Genomic DNA, 19,713 nt, shown 5'->3' on the forward strand with positions numbered 1-19,713 from the left:
ATTAGTTTGTCAGCTTCCAGACCGTCATTGCTGCCACCGGCAACAATGACGGTGTCAAGGCAGCGGTGAAATGAAACGTCGCCGGCGTTCAGAACATCCGCGCCGCCATCGCATTCTCCGCAGCCGCCTGCGCCTCCTGCTCCTTCCGCCCCGCCTGCATCAACACCGTCAGCACCGCCGGATAGCCGTAACCCGCCCCCGAGTGCCGGTCGACGAAATATCCCAGCCCCGCGCTGATGACGACGTTGCCGATCAAATTGCTGGTATCGAGCCGCGCCTGCACCACTTCGGCGGCAACCGCACTGCCTTCCTTCTTGCAGCTCACCGACAACGGCTGCGCGCTGCGGGTGACGGTCACCCGTCCCGGCGCCACCACGTACCAGCGCCCGCTGTCATTGCTGAGGATGCACCCCACCCCGCCGATCTCGCGATGGTCGAGCACGGCATGCAGTTCGAGCTGCTGGACGGGAGAATCGGAAATGGTCGCGCACCCGCCCAGCAAGGTGGACAGGGAGACTACGGCGACGGCGACGAATGAGCGGAATGGAAACGGCATGAGGGACACCTGATTGCTGATGCTCCCTTTAACGGCAGCATCGGGCAAATACTGAAGGTGTCCGCACGATGCGGCAAGCGCACTGCGTGACGAACTACGCGGCGGACCGTGCGGCCGGCGGCGCGCATGGCCAGTCCGGCGGCGCCTCGACCGGCGCAAAGCGCGGCAGCGCCACGCCGTCGACCTCGACGGTTTCGAAAAAGGCGGCGCGGGGACGCACCCAGACGGCGCCGTCCCGCCCGCGGTAGACCATCACGGGCGTATGGTCCGCCTCCAGCACCGCCTCGCACACCAGCGCATAAATGCCGCCCTTGTAATGGCGGTAAAACATCAAGCCGGCGCGGCTCAGACCTTTTCGGCCTCGGCCTTCTGCTTCTTCTTCAGGCCCTGGATGACCTTCAGCACGCCTTCCATGCCGGCGGTCTCGTCCAGTTCGCTGAATGCGTCCAGCACTTCGTTCAGCACGCGGTTGCGCACGGCGGCTTCGTCGGGCGCGATCGCGGCCGGCTTCTCGGCGTCCTTGGCGAACTTGGACGGCGCATCGGCCGCCGCCTTCGCGCCATGCGCCAGCGCGGCTTGCCAGATCACCCAGCGGCGTTGGGTTTCAAAAACGAGGTATTCCTCGGGCTTGTCTTCGCGACGGCGAACGATGTGGCCTTCACGCTGGGCCCATGCTTCGAATGCACTGCGCATTTCTGTCCTTTTCAAATCTGCGTTCGGATTATTAACTCGTGAAACCGAATATTTCACAATAGTACCACTACCGCACGTCGACTGGCCTCGACAATTGTGCGCGTGTCGGTCTCTACCTGGCCTCTTCCCTCACGACACACACATGGTACATCTTAAGTTGCACCTACGCAATTTTATTATTACCAACAAGCAACAAATCTACTTAAAGCATGACGGAAACCCTGTCCTTGTCACGTTATAGTCCCGATAGCGATCTGGAGCAATGTTTTGTGTATTTTTATTAACAGTTTATGTTGTTAAACGTTGCGATTCTACCAATTATATCGAATGATTGCCAGTCGAGCGCAACAAAAAGTACCGATCGGTATCCTGTATTTGCCTTGCTGAAGAAGAAAACTACGTAATCCTACTGAGGCGGATTTGCACCGGAATGGCGCCCAGCGCCTATACTGTTGAATTGGCATTCGGCAATACCTTGAATCACAAGGATGCCTGCGCCATCACATCGTCCGTTACCGTAGAAAAGCACCATGAAGATCGCCACCTGGAACGTCAACTCCCTGAAAGTCCGCCTCTCCCACCTGCTGCAATGGCTCGACGCCAATCCTGTCGACGTGCTCTGCATCCAGGAAACCAAGCTCACGGACGACAAGTTCCCGCTGGCCGAACTGAACGCCGCCGGGTACCAGGTTGCCTTCTCGGGCCAGAAGACCTATAACGGCGTCGCCATCCTGTCGCGGCTGCCGATCGAGGACGTGGTCAGGAACAACCCGCACTACGCCGACGAGCAGCAGCGCCTGCTGGCAGCCACGATCGGCGGCGTGCGCTTCATCTGCGCCTATGTGCCGAACGGACAGGAAGTCGGTTCCGACAAGTACGCCTACAAGCTGGGCTGGCTGGCGGCGCTGCGCGAGTGGGTGGCGGCCGAGATGGCGGCGCATGGGCAATTCGCGATCCTGGGCGACTACAACATCGCGCCCGAAGACCGCGACGTGCACGATCCGGCCGAATGGGAAGGCCGCATCCACTGTTCGGCGCCGGAACGCGAGGCGCTGCAGTCGCTGATGGGACTGGGCCTGGCGGATGCGTTCCGCCTGTTCGAGCAGCCCGAGAAGCAGTACAGCTGGTGGGATTACCGCCAGATGGCGTTCCGCCGCAACCGCGGCCTGCGCATCGACCACATCCTGTTGTCCGATGCGCTGGCCAGGCGCTGCAGCGCCTGCGCCATCGACCGCGAGACGCGCAAGTGGGAACAGCCGTCGGATCATGCGCCGGTGGTGGCGACGATCGACGATTGAAGCGAGCAGTGTAGCGGCGCGCGGGGTGATTGAACGCGTCGGCAGCGAAGCTGCCAACCCTACGTAGGGTTGGCCCAGGCGGCCCCGCGTTCTGCCGCCGACGCGTTCAACCCCGGCCCGCGCTACCGATCCATTCTCCTACCCTGCCAGCAAACGCCCGACCTCGTGCGCCGGCAGCGGGCGCGCAAACAGGTAACCCTGCGCGAACTGGCAGCCGAACGAACGCAGCAGCGCGTACTGCCCTTCTGTCTCGACGCCTTCGGCCACCACTGACAGCTGCAGGCTGTTGGCCAGCGCCATCACCGCCGCCACGATGGCGCGGTCCTCGTTGCTGCCTTCCAGCTCGCGCACGAAGGCGCGGTCGATCTTGATCTTTTTGACCGGGAAGCGCTTCAGGTAGGCCAGGCTCGAATAGCCGGTGCCGAAGTCGTCGATCGACAAACACATCCCCATCGCCTTGATCTGGCGCAGAATCTCCAGCGTCTGGCCGCCGTGCTGCATCAGCGCGGTCTCGGTGATCTCGAACTCCACCAACGCCGGGTCGATCCCGGTCTCGCTGACGCTGGCGCGGATCGACTCGACCAGGCCCTGGTGCATGAACTGGCGCGCCGACAGGTTGATCGCCAGCGGCACCACGTCCAGTCCGTCGCGTGCCCACGCCACGTTCTGGGCGCAGGCGCTGCGGATCACCCATTCGCCGACCGCCACGATCATGCCGTTTTCTTCCAGGATCGGGATGAACTCGTCCGGCCCCACCAGCTCGCTCGCGCCGTCGGCGCGCGCGCGGCGCCAGCGCAGCAGCACCTCCAGCGCGCGCGGACGGCGCGTGACGGTGCACATGATCGGCTGGTAGTGCAGCTCGAATTCGTCGCGCGCCAGCGCGCCGCGCAGGCTGGTCTCGAGTTCGAAGTGGCGCGACGCCGCCTGGTGCATGCGCTGGGTGAAGAACTGGTAGTTGTTGCGGCCGGCCGCCTTGGCCTGGTACATGGCGGCGTCGGCGTGGCGCATCAGGGTCTCGACATCGAGGCCGTCGTCCGGGTACAGGCAGATCCCGATCGAGGGAGAAATGTGCAGGCTGTGGCCCTCGATCTGGCACGGCGTGGCCAGCGCGTCGATGATGCGGTCGCCCACGCGGCGGCATTCGGCGCTGCCGCTGACGTCGGGCAGCAGCACCACGAATTCGTCGCCGCCCAGGCGCGCCACCGTGTCGCCCGGACGCACCGCCGCCACCAGGCGCGTGGCGACGTCGCGCAGCAGGCGGTCGCCGACCATGTGGCCGAGCGAATCGTTGATGTTCTTGAAGCGGTCGAGGTCGAGGAACATCAGCGCCAGCTTGCAGCCGCTGCGGCCAACCGTGGCGCCCGCATCGTCGGTAGCGCAGGTGCGCCTGGCGGCGCGCATCGCGCCATCCAGCCGCTCGGCCAGAAAGGTGCGGTTGGGCAGGCCGGTCAGGCTGTCGTGGTAGGCCATGTGGTGAGCGCGCGCCTCGGCCTGGCGCCGCTCGACGATCTCTTCCTGCAGCAGCGCATTGGCGCCGGCCAGTTCGGCGGTGCGTTCGGCCACCCGCACCTCGAGCTCGTCGCGCGCGCGGCGGATCGCGTCGGCGGCCTGGCGCAGCGAATGCTCGTCGGCCTTTTCGCGGCTGCGGTCTTCCAGCATCCAGATGGTGCCCTTGTCCGGATCCTGCGGATTGACCTGGTAGCCGATCATCTGGGCCCAGGCGCGCGCGCCGTCCTTGCGCACCAGCGTGGTCTCGGTGCGAAACGGAAGGCCGCGCGCCAGCTGCGGATAGGCCGCGGCGCCCAGGTCGTCGTAGGCCTGCTGGTCGGGATACAGGATGCGGGTCGAGGCGCCGGTCGCTTCGTCGGCGCCATAGCCGAACATGGCGCAGAAGGCCGGGTTGGCACGCCGGATCACGCGGTCGTGGGTGAACATGATGCCGATCGAGGCGTTGGTCATGATCGCCTGCACTTCGCCCGCCGCCTGGCGCGCGTCGGTCACGTCCTCGACGATCCAGATGGTGCCGGCGGCGCGGTTGCCCGGCTTCACCGCGCAGCCGCGCAGGCGCGCCCAGAAGTTGCTGCCGTCGCGCCGGCGGAACTGCTGCTCTTCCTTCTCGAACAGCCCGCCCTGGGCCAGCACCGGCATCGCTTCGGCGATCAGCTGCTGGTAGGCTTCCGGCGACGAGAACACCTGCATCGGGCTCAAGCTGTCCAGTTCATCCACGGCATAGCCGAACATCTCGCCCAGGCGCGGATTGAAGGTATTGACCCAGTCGGGCTGGGTGACCACGATGCCGACCGGCGCGTGATGGAAGATCGCGCGCTGCTCGAGCGCCGTGCGCGATGGGGAGGACGCACCGCCGGCGTCGGTGCGCACGGGGCCGGCCACAGTGCGCAGCGGCGCCGGCCGTTCTTGGAGTTGGTCGTCCATCGGTGGTTGCAGGGTAGCTGTGAATCGAAGTTTCCGGTCGGCAATCATAACCCGAAAAACCGCAACCGCTCCAGCCCCGTACGGCAGAAAGACGACAGAGCGCGGCACTTGCGGCGCCGCACCCCGGCGCGTCTTAAAAAGCGTCGCCCGGCACCCGCACCCAGCCTTCCATCAATACGCGCGCGCTGCGGCTCATGCTGGCCTTGCCGACCACCCAGGCGCCGTCGATCTCGCGCGCCTCGGCGCCGACGCGCAAGGTGCCGGACGGGTGGCCGAAGCGCACCGCGTCGCGCGGCCCACCGCCGGCGGCCAGGTTGACCAGGGTGCCGGGGATGGCGGCGGCGGTGCCGATCGCCACCGCGGCGGTGCCCATCATCGCGTGGTGCAGCTTGCCCATCGAGAGCGCGCGCACCAAGAGGTCGATCTCGCCGGCGGCGACCTGGCGTCCGCTCGAGGTGACGTAGCTGGCGGCTTTCGCGACGAATGCCACCTTGGGCGTGTGCTGGCGCTTGGCGGCGTCTTCCACGCCGGCGATCAGGCCCATGCGCACGGCGCCGTGGGCGCGGATGGTCTCGAACATGGCCAGCGCGCGCGGGTCGCCGTTGACCGCGTCCTGCAGCTCGGCGCCGTCGTAGCCGACCGCCGCCGCCTCGATGAAGATGGTCGGGATGCCGGCGTTGATCATGGTGGCGCGCAGGACGCCGACGCCGGGGACGTCGAGTTCATCGACCAGGTTCCCGGTCGGGAACATGGCGCTGCCGCCATCGCTGCCCTCTTCCTCGGCGGCCGGGTCGAGGAAGTCGAGCTGCACTTCGGCCGCCGGGAAGGTCACGCCGTCGAGTTCGAAGGCGCCGGTTTCCTGTACTTCGCCGTTCGTCATCGGCACGTGGGCGACGATGGTCTTGCCGATATTGGCCTGCCAGATGCGCACCACGGCGACGCCGTCGCGCGGCACGCGGGCCGGGTCGACCAGGCCGGATGCGATCGCGAACGGGCCCACCGCCGACGAAAGGTTGCCGCAGTTGCCGCTCCAGTCGACGAAGGGCTTGTCGATCGCGACCTGGCCGAACAGGTAGTCGACGTCGTGGTCGGGGCGCGTGCTGCGCGCCACGATCACGGTCTTGCTGGTGCTGGAGGTGGCGCCGCCCATGCCGTCGATCTGCTTGGCGTAGGGGTCGGGCGAGCCGATCACGCGCATCAACAGTGCGTCACGCGCCGGGCCCGCTGTGCGGGCGGCCTCGGGCAGGTCGTCGAGGCGGAAGAACACGCCTTTGCTGGTGCCGCCGCGCATATAGGTGGCGGGAATCCTGATCTGGGAGGTGTGGGGCATGGTGCTCGTGTCCGGTGATGTCACGCCGCCGCCTTCGGCGCCGACGATTCGAGGAAGTCCTGGGCGAAGCGCTGCAGCACGCCGCCCGCTTCGTAGATCGCCACCTCTTCGGCGGTGTCGAGGCGGCAGGTCACCGGCACGTCGAGCGTCGCGCCGCTGCGGCGCCGGATCACCAGCGTCAGCTCGGCGCGCGGCGTGCGCTCGCCGAGCACGTCGAAGGTCTCGGTGCCATCGATCTCGAGGGTGAGCCTGTCAACGCCCGGCTTGAACTCGAGCGGCAGCACGCCCATGCCGACCAGGTTGGTGCGGTGGATGCGCTCGAAGCCCTCGGCCACGATCGCTTCCACGCCCGCCAGGCGCACGCCCTTGGCCGCCCAGTCGCGCGACGAACCCTGGCCGTAGTCGGCGCCGGCGATCACGATCAAGGGCTGCTTGCGTTCCATGTAGTGCTCGATCGCTTCCCACATGCGCGTCACCTGGCCCGACGGCTCGATGCGCGCCAGCGAACCGGCAATCACCTTGCCCATGCTGTCCCTCACCATCTCGTTCTTCAGCGTCGGATTGGCGAAGGTGGCGCGCTGCGCGGTCAGGTGGTCGCCGCGGTGGGTGGCGTAGGAATTGAAGTCTTCTTCGGGCAGGCCCATCTTCGCCAGGTATTCGCCGGCGGCGGAATCGGGCAGGATCGCGTTCGACGGCGACAGGTGGTCGGTGGTGATGTTGTCGCCCAGGACCGCCAGCGGGCGCATGCCGGCCAGGGTGCGCTCTCCGGCCAGCGCGCCTTCCCAGTACGGTGGCCGTCGAATGTAAGTACTTTGTGGGCGCCAGTCGTACAGCGGGCTGACCGGGGCGCCGTCGTCCACCACGCGCGCGAACATCGGCGTGTAGACCTTGCGGAACTGCTCCGGCTTGACGCTGGCCGCGACCACGGCGTCGATCTCGTCGTCCGATGGCCACACATCGGCCAGGCGGATCTCCTTGCCCTCGGCCGTCACGCCCAGCACGTCCTTCTCGATGTCGAAGCGGATGGTGCCGGCGATCGCATACGCCACCACCAGCGGCGGCGAGGCCAGGAAGGCCTGCCTGGCGTAGGGATGGATGCGGCCGTCGAAGTTGCGGTTGCCCGACAGGACCGCGGTGGCATACAGGTCGCGCTCGACCACCTCTTGCTGGATCGCCGGGGCGAGCGCGCCGCTCATGCCGTTGCAGGTGGTGCAGGCGAAAGCGACGACGCCGAAGCCCAGCTTGTCCAGTTCCGGCGTCAGGCCGGCTTCGTCCAGGTACAAGGCCACGGCTTTCGAGCCGGGCGCCAGCGAGCTTTTCACCCATGGCTTGCGGGCCAGGCCGAGACGGTTGGCGTTACGCGCCAGCAGGCCGGCGGCGACCATATTGCGCGGATTGTTCGTGTTGGTGCAGCTGGTGATCGCCGCGATGATGACGGCGCCGTCCGGCATCAGGCCCAGCTCGTTTTCCACCCGGTTCTCGGCCCGGTTCTCTGCCGGGTAGGCGATGCCGCGCGCGGCCAGTTCCGAGGTCGGCACGCGCTTGTGGGGATTGGACGGGCCGGCGATGTTGCGCACCACCGACGACAGGTCGAACGACAGCGTGCGTTCGTACTCCGCGCCTTGCAGGCTGTCGGCCCACAGGCCCGCCTCCTTGGCGTAGGTTTCGACCAGGTGCACGGTCTCGTCTTCGCGGCCGGTCAGGCGCAGGTACTTGATGGTCTGCTCGTCGATGTAGAACATGGCGGCGGTAGCGCCGAATTCGGGGGCCATGTTCGAGATCGTGGCGCGGTCGCCCAGCGTGAGATTGGCGGCGCCCTCGCCGTAGAACTCGAGATAGGTCGAGACCACTTTCGACGCGCGCAGGAATTCGGTCAGCGCCAGCACGATGTCGGTGGCGGTGATGCCGGGCTGCGGCTTGCCGGTGAGCTCGACGCCGACGATGTCGGGCAGGCGCATGTACGAGGCGCGGCCCAGCATCACGCTCTCGGCTTCCAGCCCGCCGACGCCGATCGCGATCACGCCCAGCGCGTCGACCATCGGGGTGTGCGAGTCGGTGCCGACCAGGGTGTCGGGATAGGCCACGCCGTTCTCGACCTGGATCACCGGCGACATGCGCTCGAGGTTAATCTGGTGCAGGATGCCGTTCCCCGGCGGGATCACGTCGACGTTCTGGAACGCCTTCCTGGTCCAGTCGATGAAGTGGAAGCGGTCTTCGTTGCGGCGCTCTTCGATGGCGCGGTTCTTGGTGAATGCGTCGGGATCGAAGCCGCCGCATTCGACCGCCAGCGAGTGGTCGACCACCAGCTGGGTCGGCACCACCGGGTTGACCAGGGCCGGGTCGCCGCCCTGGGCCGCGATGGCGTCGCGCAGGCCGGCCAGGTCGACCAGCGCGGTCTGGCCCAGGATGTCGTGGCAGACCACGCGCGCCGGGAACCAGGGGAAGTCGAGGTCGCGCTTGCGTTCAATGATCTGCTTGAGCGCGTCGGTCATCGACGCCGGGTCGCAGCGGCGCACCAGGTTTTCGGCCAGCACGCGCGAGGTGTAGGGCAGCTTGTCCCAGGCGCCGGGCTGGATGGCGTCGACGGCGCTGCGGGTGTCGAAGTAGTCCAGCTTGGTGCCTGGCAGAGGTTTGAGGTGATTGGTGTTCATGGTGCTTACTTCCGGTCCGCGATCGGCACGAACGCCAGATCCTCCGGCCCAACGTAATTCGCGCTCGGACGGATGATCTTGTTGTCGATGCGCTGCTCGATGATGTGCGCCGCCCAGCCGGAGGTGCGCGAGATCACGAACAGCGGCGTGAACATCGCAGTCGGCACGCCCATCACGTGGTACGACACCGCCGAGAACCAGTCCAGGTTCGGGAACATTTTTTTCACTTCCCACATCACCGATTCCAGCCGCTCGGCGATATCGAACATTTTCATCGAGCCAGCTTCCTGCGACAGCGAACGCGCCACTTCCTTGATCACCACGTTGCGCGGATCCGAGATCGTGTACACCGGATGGCCGAAGCCGATCACCACTTCCTTGTTCGCCACCCGGTTGCGGATGTCCGCCTCGGCTTCGTCCGGATTCTCGTAACGCTTCTGGATATCGAGCGCCACTTCGTTGGCGCCGCCGTGCTTCGGACCGCGCAGCGCGCCGATGGCGCCGGTGATGGCGGAATGCATGTCGGAGCCGGTGCCGGCGATCACGCGCGCGGTAAAGGTCGAGGCATTGAACTCGTGCTCGGCGTACAGGATCAACGAGGTATGCATCGCCCTCACCCACTCGTCGCGCGGCTTGAAGCCGTGCAGCAGGTGCAGGAAGTGGCCGCCGATCGAGTCGTCGTCGGTCTCGACTTCGATCCGCTTGCCGGCGTGGCTGAAGTGGTACCAGTACAGCAGCATCGAGCCGAACGAGGCCATCAGGCGGTCGGCGATGTCGCGTGCGCCGGCGACGTTGTGGTCGTCCTTCTCGGGCAGCACGCAGCCCAGGGCCGAGACGCCGGTGCGCATCACGTCCATCGGATGGGCGCCGGCCGGCAGCGCTTCGAGCGCGCTCTTGACCGCCTGCGGCAGGCCGCGCAGCGAGCGCAGCTTGGCTTTGTAGCCGCGCAGCTCGGCCTCGTTCGGCAGCTTGCCGTGCACCAGCAGATACGCGATCTCTTCGAATTCGCAGGCATTGGCCACGTCCAGGATGTCGTAGCCGCGGTAATGCAGGTCGTTGCCCGACTTGCCGACCGAGCACAATGCAGTGTTGCCGGCGGCGACGCCGGACAGGGCGACGGATTTCTTGGGCTTGAAGGTGGGCGTATCGTTGTTCTGGGCGGTCATCTTGGGTCTCCTTATTTTGCTTTGTTCTGGGCAAACAGCGCGTCGAGCTTCTGTTCGTAGCTGTGATAGTCGATGCGGTCGTACAGTTCGGCGCGCGTCTGCATGGTGTCCAGCACGTTCTGCTGGGTGCCGTCGCGGCGGATCGCGTTGTAGACGTTCTCGGCCGCCTTGTTCATCGCGCGGAAGGCCGACAATGGATACAGCACCAGGCCGACGTTGGCGCTCTTGAGTTCATCGACGCTGAACAACGGCGTCGCACCGAATTCGGTGATGTTGGCCAGCACCGGCACCTTGACCGCGTCGGCGAACTGTTTATACATCTCCAGGCTGGTCATCGCTTCCGGGAAGATCATGTCGGCGCCGGCTTCCACGCAGGCAACCGCGCGCTCGATGGCGGCGTCCAATCCTTCCACGGCGAGCGCGTCGGTGCGCGCCATGATCACGAAATCGTCGTCGATGCGCGCGTCGGCGGCGGCCTTGACGCGGTCCACCATTTCGCCCTTGCTGACGATCTCTTTACCGGGACGGTGGCCGCAGCGCTTGGCGCCGACCTGGTCTTCGATGTGGCAGGCGGCTGCGCCGGCCTTGCCCAGCGAACGCACGGTGCGCGCCACGTTGAAGGCCGATGCGCCGAAACCGGTGTCGATGTCGACCAGCAGCGGCAGGTCGCACACGTCGGTGATGCGGCGCACGTCGACCAGCACGTCGTCCAGGTTCGAGATGCCCAGGTCGGGCAGGCCGAGCGAGCCGGCGGCCACGCCGCCGCCCGACAGGTAGATCGCCTTGAAGCCGGCGCGCTTGGCCAGCAGCGCGTGGTTGGCGTTGATGGCGCCCACCACCTGCAGCGGGGATTCTTCCTGGACGGCCTTGCGGAATGCGGCGCCTGCGCTCTGGTAACTCATCTTGAACCCTTTCGAACGATACGGTGAATGTTCACACCATGATTGCAAGCACCGTGCCAGCATCGGAGCGCAACAAATTGACGGGTGTTTTCAAGGACTTGCCGGCGTCAAGCAATATGCCGCCGCATAGCCCCTGTTTCAATCCGGTTTCAGATTGAAACACCGTTCAAGCGAACGCAACAATAAAAAAAACCCCGCCGCAGCGGGGTTTCGGGTGCAGCATGCGCCGCTTAGTGGCCGGAAGCCGATGCCGCGCCGATACCGGTCTCGGCGCGCACTTCCTGCGCTTCGAAGCCGGCCTTGTCGATCTGGGCGCGTGGGCCGTTGTCGGTGACCGAGAACAGCCAGATGCCGATGAAGCCGACCGCCATCGAGAAGATCGCCGGCGAAGCGTACGGGAAGATCGCCGCCTCGTGGCCCAGCACGTCGACCCACACCGACTTCGACAGCAGCGTCAGGACCACGGCGGTGGCCAGGCCCAGGAAGCCGCCCACGGTGGCGCCGCGGGTGGTGCAGTTCTTCCACAGCACCGACATGAACAGCACCGGGAAGTTGGCCGAGGCCGCGATCGCGAACGCCAGCGACACCATGAAGGCCACGTTCTGCTTTTCGAACGCGATGCCCAGCAGCACGGCGATGAAGCCGAGTGCGATGGTGGTGATCTTCGACACGTTCAGTTCGTTGGCGCTGGTGGCCTGGCCCTTCTTGATGACGGTGGCGTACAGGTCGTGCGACACGGCCGAGGCGCCCGACAGGGTCAGGCCGGCCACCACCGCCAGGATGGTCGCGAACGCCACGGCCGAGATGAAGCCGAGGAACACGTCGCCGCCCACGGCCTTGGCCAGGTGCACCGCCGCCATGTTGTTACCGCCCAGCAGTGCGCCGGCAGCATCCTTGAAGGCCGGATTGGTGCCGACCAGCACGATCGCGCCGAAGCCGATGATGAAGGTCAGGATGTAGAAGTAGCCGATCCAGGTGGTTGCCCACAGCACCGACTTGCGCGCTTCCTTGGCGCTCGGGACGGTGAAGAAGCGCATCAGGATGTGCGGCAGGCCGGCGGTGCCGAACATCAGCGCCATGCCGAACGAGATCGCCGAGATCGGATCCTTGATGAAGCTGCCCGGGCCCATGATGGCGTCGCCCTTGGCGTGCACTTCGGTGGCGGTACGGAACAGTTTTTCCGGGCTGAAGCCGTATTGGGCCAGCACCGAGAACGCCATGAACGAAGCGCCCGACAGCAGCAGCACGGCCTTGATGATCTGGACCCAGGTGGTGGCGGTCATGCCGCCGAACAGCACGTAGACCATCATCAGGATGCCGACGATCACCACCGCGATCCAGTACTCCAGGCCGAACAGCAGCTTGATCAGCTGGCCGGCGCCGACCATCTGCGCGATCAGGTAGAACAGCACCACGACCAGGGTGCCGGACGCCGCGAACACGCGGATCGGCTTCTGGGCGAAGCGGTACGAGGCCACGTCGGCGAAGGTGAAGCGGCCCAGGTTGCGCAGGCGCTCGGCCATCAGGAAGGTGATCACCGGCCAGCCGACCAGGAAGCCGATCGCGTAGATCAGGCCGTCGAAGCCGTCGAGGAACACCGCGGCGGAAATGCCGAGGAAGGACGCCGCCGACATGAAGTCGCCGGCGATCGCCAGGCCGTTCTGGAAGCCGGTGATGCCGCCGCCGGCGGTGTAGAAGTCGGACGCCGAACGGGTCTTGGCGGCGGCCCACTTGGTGATGAACAGGGTGGCCACGACGAACACGGCGAACATCACGATCGCGGTCCAGTTGGTGGCTTGCTGGGTGGCCTGGCCGAGGTCAGGGGCGGCATGCGCAAGGTTGGTGGTCGCTGCGGCAGCAGCGAGCAGCAGCGGCGCAAGAGCGTTGCGCTTGTTCAGGACGGCGGTCATCATGCGCCCACCTTGGCGCGGATCGCGTCGGTCAGTTCGTCGTATTCCTTGTTGGCGCGGCGCACGTAGATGCCGGTGATAACGACGGTGAAGACGATCACGAACAGACCCAGGGGAATGCCCCAGGTCATGACGCCTTCGCCGAAGCGCGTGCCCATGAATTCCTTGTTGAACGCGACCAGCAGCGTAAAGCCGTAGTACACGATCATCATGGCCCAGGTCAGCGTCCAGCCGAACCTGGAGCGGGTCGATTTGAGCTTCTGGTAATTCGGGTCGCTCTTGACCCGTTGAACAACATCTTGATCCATCTTGTCTCCTGATTTTCTATATGTATTGCCTGTGTTTACATGCGTCTTGACGCCAAGCATTGCCACTGAGGCTGAGTCCATCCTAAGTCCGCGCCCTTACCGGATTCTTACGGCATATAAATGAATCGACCGTGCGTGCCGGTGGCGCTGGCGTTTCAGGCGGAAACATCAGGTGCAAAATGCACTACACTTGAAACATGAATCCCGCCCATCCTGCGCCCGAGTCTGACAAACCCGTCATCTGGACCGTGTCGGTGTCGCGCCTGTCCGACCTGTTCCGCGACATCACCCTCGAATACGACCACCTGGCTTCGATCGAGCCGGTTCAATTAGGTTTCGACGACGCGGCGCGCCACATCCGCGAGCGGCTGGCGAACGAGCATTGCGACGTGGTGATCGCGGCCGGCTCGAATGCGGCCTGGCTCAAGGGACGGATTTCGGTGCCGGTGATCGCGGCCAAGGCCAGCGGCTTCGACGTGCTGCAGGCGCTGTCGCGCGCGCGCCGGGTGTCGGAGCGGATCGGCGTGATCAGCTACCAGGCGCCGCTGCCGCAACTGGGCGAGTTCGCCGCCAACTTCGGCATCGCGCTGGCCCAGCGCACCTACGTCACGCGCGAGGATGCACGCGCCGCCGTCAAGGAACTCAAATCCGCCGGCATCGAGGTGATCGTCGGCGCCGGTTTGATTACCGACCTGGCCGAGGAAGCCGGGCTGACCGGCGTGTTCCTGTATTCGGCGGCATCGATCCGGCAAGCCTTCGACGACGCGCTGGAACTGGCGCGCCTGACGCGGCTGGAAGCCGATCGGGGACGAGGACGACGTACCGCGGCCGGCGCCGACAGCCGGCGCGCGCGGCGCGGCCTGAACGACCTGCGCGGCGAATCGGCGGCGATGGAGCGCCTGCGCCAGGGTGTGGTGCTGTATGCGCGCTCGCCCAGCACGGTGTTGATCGAAGGCGAGACCGGCAGCGGCAAGGAGCTGGTGGCGCAGGCGATCCACCGCGAAAGCCCGCGCCGCGGCGCCAACCGCCCGTTCGTGGCGGTCAATTGCGGCGCGATCGCCGAGTCGCTGCTGGAGTCGGAATTGTTCGGGCACGAGGAAGGCGCCTTCACCGGCGCCCGCCGCGGCGGCCATGCCGGCCTGTTCGAAGCGGCCAACGGCGGCACACTGTTCCTGGACGAGATCGGCGAAATGCCGCTGCCTCTGCAGACGCGCTTGCTGCGGGTGCTGGAAGAGCGCGAAGTGATGCGGGTCGGCGGCACGCGTCCGGTGCCGATCGATGTGCGCGTGATCAGCGCCACCCACTGCGATCTGGAAACCCGCGTGCGCGAGGGACGTTTCCGGGCCGACCTGTTCTATCGCCTGGCCGTGCTGCGGCTGGCATTGCCGCCCTTGCGCGAGCGCGTCGACGATATCGTGGCGCTGGCCGAATGGTCGTTGAAAGGCGCGCTGGCCGCGCTCGATGCGCGGCCGCATCCGAACCTGCATGCGGAGATGAGCGCGTGCGCGCCATTGCTCGAGGCCTATGCCTGGCCGGGCAATGTGCGAGAGCTGCGCAACCTGATGGAGCGCCTGGCCCTGTTCCTGGCGGCCGAGCCGCTGCAGGCGCTGACGCCGGCGTTCGTGCTGTCGGTGGCGCCGGAGCTCGGGCGACGTGGCACCGCTTCCGTGTCCGGCAGCGCCCCCGCCCCTGGCTTCGCGCCGGCGCGCGAATCGGTGGCCGAGGTGCTGGCGCGTTTCGGCGGCCAACGCGACCTGGCGGCGCGCCATCTCGGGATCAGCCGCACGACCTTGTGGCGCAGGTTGAAGTCGGAAGCTTGACCCCGGGCGCCTGCGGTTTTCAGGCCGGGGGCGGCACCCGAATGCGCAATGACGTAACTTTAAGTACCTCAAAAGCGGCGCCCTGCAAAAACTCGTATCATGTTCTTTTATTATGGCCTGACGCCGTCCACCGGCGGCGCCAGCTCGTCGTTGCACGCCGGTCCGCGTCCCCGCACCACCTGCGCCGCCGCGGTCCGGTCCCATGGAGGCACTATGCAACATGCGTCGCAAGCTGCACTGTTTTCACTGATCGGCGATACCCCGCTGGTGGAAGTCACCCGCATCGACACCGGCCCCTGCCAATTGTTCCTCAAGCTCGAATCGCAGAATCCCGGCGGCTCGATCAAGGACCGCATCGGCAAGACCATGATCGAGCAGGCCGAGCACGACGGCCATCTGCAGCCGGGCGGCACCGTGGTCGAGGCCACCGCCGGCAATACCGGACTGGGACTGGCGCTGGTGGCGCGCATCAAGGGCTACCGCGTGGTGCTGGTGGTGCCGGACAAGATGGCGGCCGAGAAAGTGCTGCACCTGAAGGCGCTCGGCGCCGAGATCCACCTGACCCGCTCCGACGTCGGCAAGGGCCACCCCGAGTACTACCAGGACTACGCCGCGCGCCTGGCGAAAGAGATCCCCGGCGCCTGGTTCGCCGACCAGTTCAACAACCCGGCCAATCCGCGCGCCCACGAAACCAGCACCGGCCCCGAGATCTGGGACCAGACCAACCACAAGGTCGACGCCATCGTGGTCGGGGTCGGCTCGTCCGGCACCATCACCGGCCTGTCGCGCTACTTCAAGAAAGTCCAGCCCCAGCTCGAATTCGTGCTGGCCGATCCGCGAGGCTCGATCCTGGCCGACTACGTGAACACCGGCCACGTGTCGAAGCATGCCGGTTCGTGGGCGGTGGAAGGCATCGGCGAGGATTTCATCCCGGCGATCGCCGACCTGTCGCGCGTGAAGAAGGCCTATACCATTCCCGACGAAGAAAGCTTCAGCACCGCGCGCCTGCTGCTGCAGCAAGAAGGCATTCTCGGCGGCTCTTCCACCGGCACGCTGCTGGCGGCGGCGCTGCGCTATTGCCGCGAACAGAGCCGCCCCAAACGCGTCGTCACCTTCGTGTGCGACACCGGCACGCGCTACCTGAGCAAGGTCTACAGCGACGGCTGGATGGTCGACCAGGGATTGATCACGCGTCCGAAAACGGGCGACCTGCGCGACCTGATCGGCCGCCGCTACGACGCCGGCGAGGTGGTCAGCCTGGCGCCGGGCGACACCCTGCTCACGGCCTTCAACCGCATGCGCAACAGCGACCTGCAGCAGCTTCCCGTGATCGACGCCGAAGGCCGGCTGGCGGGGCTGATCGACGAATCCGACCTGCTGCTGCACGTGACCCAGGAAGCCGAGCGCTTTGGTGCGCCGGTCTCGAGTACCATGACTTCCCAGCTGCAGACCCTGCACCCGTCGGCCAGCATGGGCCAGTTGCGCGAGATCCTCGACCGCGGCCTGACCGCCGTCATCGCCGACGGCCCGCATTTCTATGGCCTGATCACGCGCTACGATCTGCTCAATCATCTGCGAAGGACGCTGTCGTGACCAAACCCGATTACCAGCCACAGACCCACTCCAATTCCCATCCGCACTCGGTCGCCAAGGAGGTCGAATTCAAGCGCCACATGGAGACGCGCGTGATCCACGCCGGCCAGGCGCCGGAGCCGGCCACCGGCGCCGTGATGCCGCCGATCTTCGCCACCTCCACCTTCCGCCAGGACAGTCCGGGCGTGCACAAGGGCCTCGACTACGGCCGCTCGCACAACCCGACGCGCTGGGCGCTGGAGCGCTGCGTGGCCGACCTCGAAGGCGGGCGCGCAGCATTCGCCTTCGCCTCCGGCCTGGCCGCGATCGCGGCGGTGCTCGAACTGCTGCCGAGCGGCTCGCACGTCATCGCCGGCGACGACATGTACGGCGGCACCTACCGCCTGTTCGAACGCGTGCGGCGCGACAGCGCCGGCCTCACCTTCAGCTACGTCGACATGTCCGACCCGGACGCGCTGGCCGCGGCGATCACGCCGCACACGCGCATGGTGTGGGTCGAGACCCCGACCAACCCGATGCTCAAGCTGGCCGACCTGGCCGCCATCGCCGCCCTGTGCCACGCGCGCGGCATCCTCAGCGTGTGCGACAACACCTTCGCCAGCCCGATCGTGCAGTGCCCACTGGAACACGGCATCGACATCGTGGTGCACTCGACCACCAAGTACATCAATGGCCACTCGGACGTGATCGGCGGCGTGGCAGTGGTCGGCGCCAGCGACGCCCAGACCGGCCTGGCCGAAAAGCTCGGCTTCATCCAGAACGCGGTAGGCGCGATCCAGGGACCATTCGACAGCTTCCTGGTACTACGCGGCATCAAGACCCTGGCGCTGCGCGTGGAGCGCAGCAGCGGCAACGCGCTGCTGCTGGCCGAGTGGCTGGAGCAGCAGCCGCAAGTGCGCAAGGTCTACTATCCCGGCCTGGAGTCGCATCCCCAGCACTCGCTGGCGCGCAACCAGATGCACGGCTACGGTGGCATCGTCTCGATCGACCTGGACACCGACCTCGACGGCGCGCGGCGCTTCCTTGAGACGTGCGAAGTGTTCACTCTGGCCGAGAGTCTGGGCGGGGTCGAAAGCCTGATCGAGCATCCGGCCCTGATGACCCATGCCAGCATCCCGCCCGAGCGGCGCGCCGAGCTGGGGATCGGCGATGGCTTGATCCGCCTGTCGGTCGGGATCGAGCACCTGGAAGACCAGCGCGAGGATTTGCGGCGGGCGCTTGCAGCAATTTAAAAGTAGGGTTGGCGGCTTTGCCGCCGACGCGCCGATTGTTATCGGCGTCGATGTCCTACCCGATGATCTCGCCGCCGACTATCACCGCGTCGGCGGCGAAGCCGCCAACCCTACGCAGCCTTCAACAACCGCGGCGCGCCTGGCGCCGCATCTTTCTCGAAGACGTCTGGGTCGAACGCCGTCACCTGCGGCGCACCCTGATCGGCCCGCAACTTGAACGTCGCTACCAGCGCCGACAACTCCGCCGCCTGCTGCCGCATCGACGCCGCCGCTGCCGCCGCCTCTTCCACCATCGCCGCATTCTGCTGGGTCGACAGGTCGATCTCGGCGATCGCGCGGCTGACCTGGGTGACGCCGTCGGCCTGACCCGCACTCGCCGTGTGGATGTGCCCAAGGATGCCGGCAACTTCGTGCACGTGCTGCAGCATGGCGCGCATGGTCGCGCCGGCCGATTCGGCCATGCCGGTGCCGGCCTCGATCTCGCCGCTAGATTCGTTGATCAGCTTCTTGATTTCCTTGGCCGCGCCGGCCGAATGCTGGGCCAGGTTGCGCACCTCGCTTGCGACCACCGCGAAGCCGCGCCCTTCGCTGCCGGCGCGCGCCGCTTCCACCGCCGCGTTCAGGGCCAGGATATTGGTCTGGAAGGCGATGCTGTCGATCATGCCGGTGATGTCGACGATGCGCGCCGCCGAGGCCTTGATCGCACCCATGCGCGCCACCAGCTGCTCGACCGCCTGCGCGCCTTGCGTGGCGACGCCGGAGGCGGTCTGCGCCAGCGCATTGGCCTGGCGCGCATTCAGGTTGTTGCTGGCGATCGCTTCGCTCAGCTCATCCATCGCCGCCACGGTCTGGCGCAGCGCGTCGGCCTGGCGCTCGGTGCGCGCCGACAGGTCCTGGTTGCCTTCGGCGATCTCGCCCGAGGCCGAGTCGATCGCCTGGGCGCCGTGCAGCACCTGCGACACGGTGGACGAGACGCCGTGGGTCATGCCGTTCAGGGCATCGAACAGGCGGCCGATCTCGTCGCTGCGGCGGTGCTCGATGATGGGGCGCAGGTCGCCGTGCGCGACCTGTTCGGCCAATCTGGCCGCTTGCTGCAGCGGCAGCACCAGGTTGCGCGTCAGCAGCCAGGCCAGGGCGGCGCCGACCGCCAGTGCGGCGGCGCCCAGCATCAGCAGCAGCGTCTTGCTGAAGGTCGATGCCAGCGCCGATTCGTCAGCCAGGCGATGGGCTTGCGCCGTCTCGAAGGCCAGCAAGCCTTCCAGCGCGCCGATATGGGCTTTGTAGGCAGGCTCCCATTTGCCGGTCAGGGTGCTTTCGACCAGTTGGGTCTGGCCCAGGTCCTTGGCGCGGAACAGTTCCTCTTGCACCGCTGCCAGCGCGCTCTTGTTCTTCGCAGCTGCCCGCAGCAGCGCCTGCTCCTTGTCGTCTGCCGGCAGCTTGCCCAGCTGCGCTTCGATGGCGGCGGCGCCCTTCTTCCCTTCAGCCAGCTGAGCCAGGAAATAGTCCCCCAACTCCAGGCTGTCGCTGCGCGCGATCGACATCGTGCGCGAGCCATTCAGGCGTTCGATGCCGAGCAGGTCGGACGTGAGCTGTTGTTTGGCCAGCTTGTCACCCACCAGGTCCGTGGTGATGCTGTCGGCCGCGTGCATCCGCCAGAGAGCGACGGCGGTCATCAGGGCCATGACCAGCGCAATGATGCCAAAGGCGCCGATGAGTTTGGTAGAGGTATTGAGTTTGGCGAGCTGCATGGCAGTGTCGTGGGTGGGACGGGAATGCTTGCAGTATAGAAATGTTATATGACACCCTCGTGAATGTGAATTA

At 66.3% G+C, this 19,713-nt stretch carries 15 protein-coding genes; 4 read left to right on the forward strand and 11 right to left on the reverse strand.

What is annotated here, in order from left to right; translation table 11 throughout:
* Positions 1-88 precede the first annotated feature (88 nt).
* The 3 genes from QPK27_RS05875 to QPK27_RS05885 all read right to left on the reverse strand — a co-directional run bounded on the left by QPK27_RS05875 (position 89) and on the right by QPK27_RS05885 (position 1,249).
* Positions 89-556, reverse strand: a complete 468-nt coding sequence (locus tag QPK27_RS05875; protein ID WP_290417276.1) for a hypothetical protein — start codon at positions 554-556, stop codon at positions 89-91.
* 94 nt (positions 557-650) lie between these two features.
* Positions 651-887 (reverse strand): DUF1653 domain-containing protein, encoded by a 237-nt coding sequence (locus QPK27_RS05880; RefSeq protein ID WP_290417277.1) that lies wholly within the window; start codon positions 885-887, stop codon positions 651-653.
* A gap of 14 nt (positions 888-901) precedes the next feature.
* Entirely contained in the window at positions 902-1,249 is a 348-nt protein-coding gene (locus QPK27_RS05885) for a hypothetical protein (protein WP_290417278.1), read from the reverse strand.
* Positions 1,250-1,779: 530 nt separating this feature from the next.
* On the opposite strand from QPK27_RS05885, the gene xth reads away from it, so the two are divergent.
* Positions 1,780-2,547, forward strand: coding sequence for an exodeoxyribonuclease III (gene xth / locus QPK27_RS05890; RefSeq protein WP_290417279.1), 768 nt, complete (start codon positions 1,780-1,782; stop codon positions 2,545-2,547).
* A gap of 138 nt (positions 2,548-2,685) precedes the next feature.
* Here the strand turns inward: xth and QPK27_RS05895 are convergent, their stop codons facing one another.
* The 7 genes from QPK27_RS05895 to QPK27_RS05925 all read right to left on the reverse strand — a co-directional run bounded on the left by QPK27_RS05895 (position 2,686) and on the right by QPK27_RS05925 (position 13,247).
* Positions 2,686-4,980, reverse strand: coding sequence for an EAL domain-containing protein (locus QPK27_RS05895; RefSeq protein WP_290417280.1), 2,295 nt, complete (start codon positions 4,978-4,980; stop codon positions 2,686-2,688).
* A 133-nt stretch (positions 4,981-5,113) separates the two neighbouring features.
* Positions 5,114-6,310 (reverse strand): 2-methylaconitate cis-trans isomerase PrpF, encoded by a 1,197-nt coding sequence (gene prpF / locus QPK27_RS05900; RefSeq protein ID WP_290417281.1) that lies wholly within the window; start codon positions 6,308-6,310, stop codon positions 5,114-5,116.
* A gap of 20 nt (positions 6,311-6,330) precedes the next feature.
* On the reverse strand, positions 6,331-8,961 hold the full coding sequence (acnD, locus tag QPK27_RS05905) for a Fe/S-dependent 2-methylisocitrate dehydratase AcnD (protein WP_290417282.1): 2,631 nt from the start codon (positions 8,959-8,961) through the stop codon (positions 6,331-6,333).
* Between the two features lie 5 nt (positions 8,962-8,966).
* Positions 8,967-10,127: a 2-methylcitrate synthase gene (gene prpC, locus QPK27_RS05910; protein WP_290417283.1), complete on the reverse strand. Its 1,161-nt coding sequence runs from the start codon at positions 10,125-10,127 to the stop codon at positions 8,967-8,969.
* A gap of 11 nt (positions 10,128-10,138) precedes the next feature.
* A complete protein-coding gene (prpB, locus tag QPK27_RS05915; protein ID WP_290417284.1) occupies positions 10,139-11,029 on the reverse strand; it encodes a methylisocitrate lyase in 891 nt (296 codons plus the stop codon).
* 230 nt (positions 11,030-11,259) lie between these two features.
* Positions 11,260-12,942, reverse strand: coding sequence for a cation acetate symporter (locus QPK27_RS05920; RefSeq protein ID WP_374047017.1), 1,683 nt, complete (start codon positions 12,940-12,942; stop codon positions 11,260-11,262).
* The gene (locus QPK27_RS05925) at positions 12,939-13,247 is read right to left on the reverse strand and encodes a DUF485 domain-containing protein (protein WP_290417285.1); all 309 of its coding nucleotides are present in this window, start codon (positions 13,245-13,247) and stop codon (positions 12,939-12,941) included. The genes QPK27_RS05920 and QPK27_RS05925 overlap by 4 nt, the downstream gene beginning before the upstream one ends.
* 197 nt (positions 13,248-13,444) lie before the next feature.
* Here QPK27_RS05925 and prpR point away from each other — a divergent pair, with 197 nt between their 5' ends.
* The 3 genes from prpR to QPK27_RS05940 all read left to right on the forward strand — a co-directional run bounded on the left by prpR (position 13,445) and on the right by QPK27_RS05940 (position 17,892).
* The gene (gene prpR / locus QPK27_RS05930) at positions 13,445-15,067 is read left to right on the forward strand and encodes a propionate catabolism operon regulatory protein PrpR (protein WP_290417286.1); all 1,623 of its coding nucleotides are present in this window, start codon (positions 13,445-13,447) and stop codon (positions 15,065-15,067) included.
* Positions 15,068-15,280: 213 nt separating this feature from the next.
* The gene (locus QPK27_RS05935) at positions 15,281-16,660 is read left to right on the forward strand and encodes a pyridoxal-phosphate dependent enzyme (protein ID WP_290417287.1); all 1,380 of its coding nucleotides are present in this window, start codon (positions 15,281-15,283) and stop codon (positions 16,658-16,660) included.
* Between the two features lie 80 nt (positions 16,661-16,740).
* Entirely contained in the window at positions 16,741-17,892 is a 1,152-nt protein-coding gene (locus QPK27_RS05940) for a PLP-dependent aspartate aminotransferase family protein (protein WP_290417461.1), read from the forward strand.
* A gap of 110 nt (positions 17,893-18,002) precedes the next feature.
* Here QPK27_RS05940 and QPK27_RS05945 read toward each other — a convergent pair whose 3' ends face one another.
* On the reverse strand, positions 18,003-19,640 hold the full coding sequence (locus QPK27_RS05945; RefSeq protein ID WP_290417288.1) for a methyl-accepting chemotaxis protein: 1,638 nt from the start codon (positions 19,638-19,640) through the stop codon (positions 18,003-18,005).
* Positions 19,641-19,713 lie beyond the last annotated feature (73 nt).

Origin of the sequence: Massilia sp. YIM B02443 (assembly GCF_030411955.1) — a bacterium.
GTDB lineage: Bacteria > Pseudomonadota > Gammaproteobacteria > Burkholderiales > Burkholderiaceae_D > Telluria.

Bases quoted from the DNA above. Each gene is read 5' to 3' on its own strand.
- acnD (WP_290417282.1), bottom strand. From the start codon at position 8,961: ATGAACACCAATCACCTCAAACCTCTGCCAGGCACCAAGCTGGACTAC.
- prpF (WP_290417281.1), bottom strand. From the start codon at position 6,310: ATGCCCCACACCTCCCAGATCAGGATTCCCGCCACCTATATGCGCGGC.
- QPK27_RS05875 (WP_290417276.1), bottom strand. From the start codon at position 556: ATGCCGTTTCCATTCCGCTCATTCGTCGCCGTCGCCGTAGTCTCCCTG.
- xth (WP_290417279.1), top strand. From the start codon at position 1,780: ATGAAGATCGCCACCTGGAACGTCAACTCCCTGAAAGTCCGCCTCTCC.
- QPK27_RS05885 (WP_290417278.1), bottom strand. From the start codon at position 1,249: ATGCGCAGTGCATTCGAAGCATGGGCCCAGCGTGAAGGCCACATCGTT.
- QPK27_RS05945 (WP_290417288.1), bottom strand. From the start codon at position 19,640: ATGCAGCTCGCCAAACTCAATACCTCTACCAAACTCATCGGCGCCTTT.
- QPK27_RS05920 (WP_374047017.1), bottom strand. From the start codon at position 12,942: ATGATGACCGCCGTCCTGAACAAGCGCAACGCTCTTGCGCCGCTGCTG.
- QPK27_RS05925 (WP_290417285.1), bottom strand. From the start codon at position 13,247: ATGGATCAAGATGTTGTTCAACGGGTCAAGAGCGACCCGAATTACCAG.
- QPK27_RS05940 (WP_290417461.1), top strand. From the start codon at position 16,741: ATGGAGACGCGCGTGATCCACGCCGGCCAGGCGCCGGAGCCGGCCACC.
- prpC (WP_290417283.1), bottom strand. From the start codon at position 10,127: ATGACCGCCCAGAACAACGATACGCCCACCTTCAAGCCCAAGAAATCC.
- QPK27_RS05935 (WP_290417287.1), top strand. From the start codon at position 15,281: ATGCAACATGCGTCGCAAGCTGCACTGTTTTCACTGATCGGCGATACC.
- QPK27_RS05880 (WP_290417277.1), bottom strand. From the start codon at position 887: ATGTTTTACCGCCATTACAAGGGCGGCATTTATGCGCTGGTGTGCGAG.
- QPK27_RS05895 (WP_290417280.1), bottom strand. From the start codon at position 4,980: ATGGACGACCAACTCCAAGAACGGCCGGCGCCGCTGCGCACTGTGGCC.
- prpR (WP_290417286.1), top strand. From the start codon at position 13,445: ATGAATCCCGCCCATCCTGCGCCCGAGTCTGACAAACCCGTCATCTGG.
- prpB (WP_290417284.1), bottom strand. From the start codon at position 11,029: ATGAGTTACCAGAGCGCAGGCGCCGCATTCCGCAAGGCCGTCCAGGAA.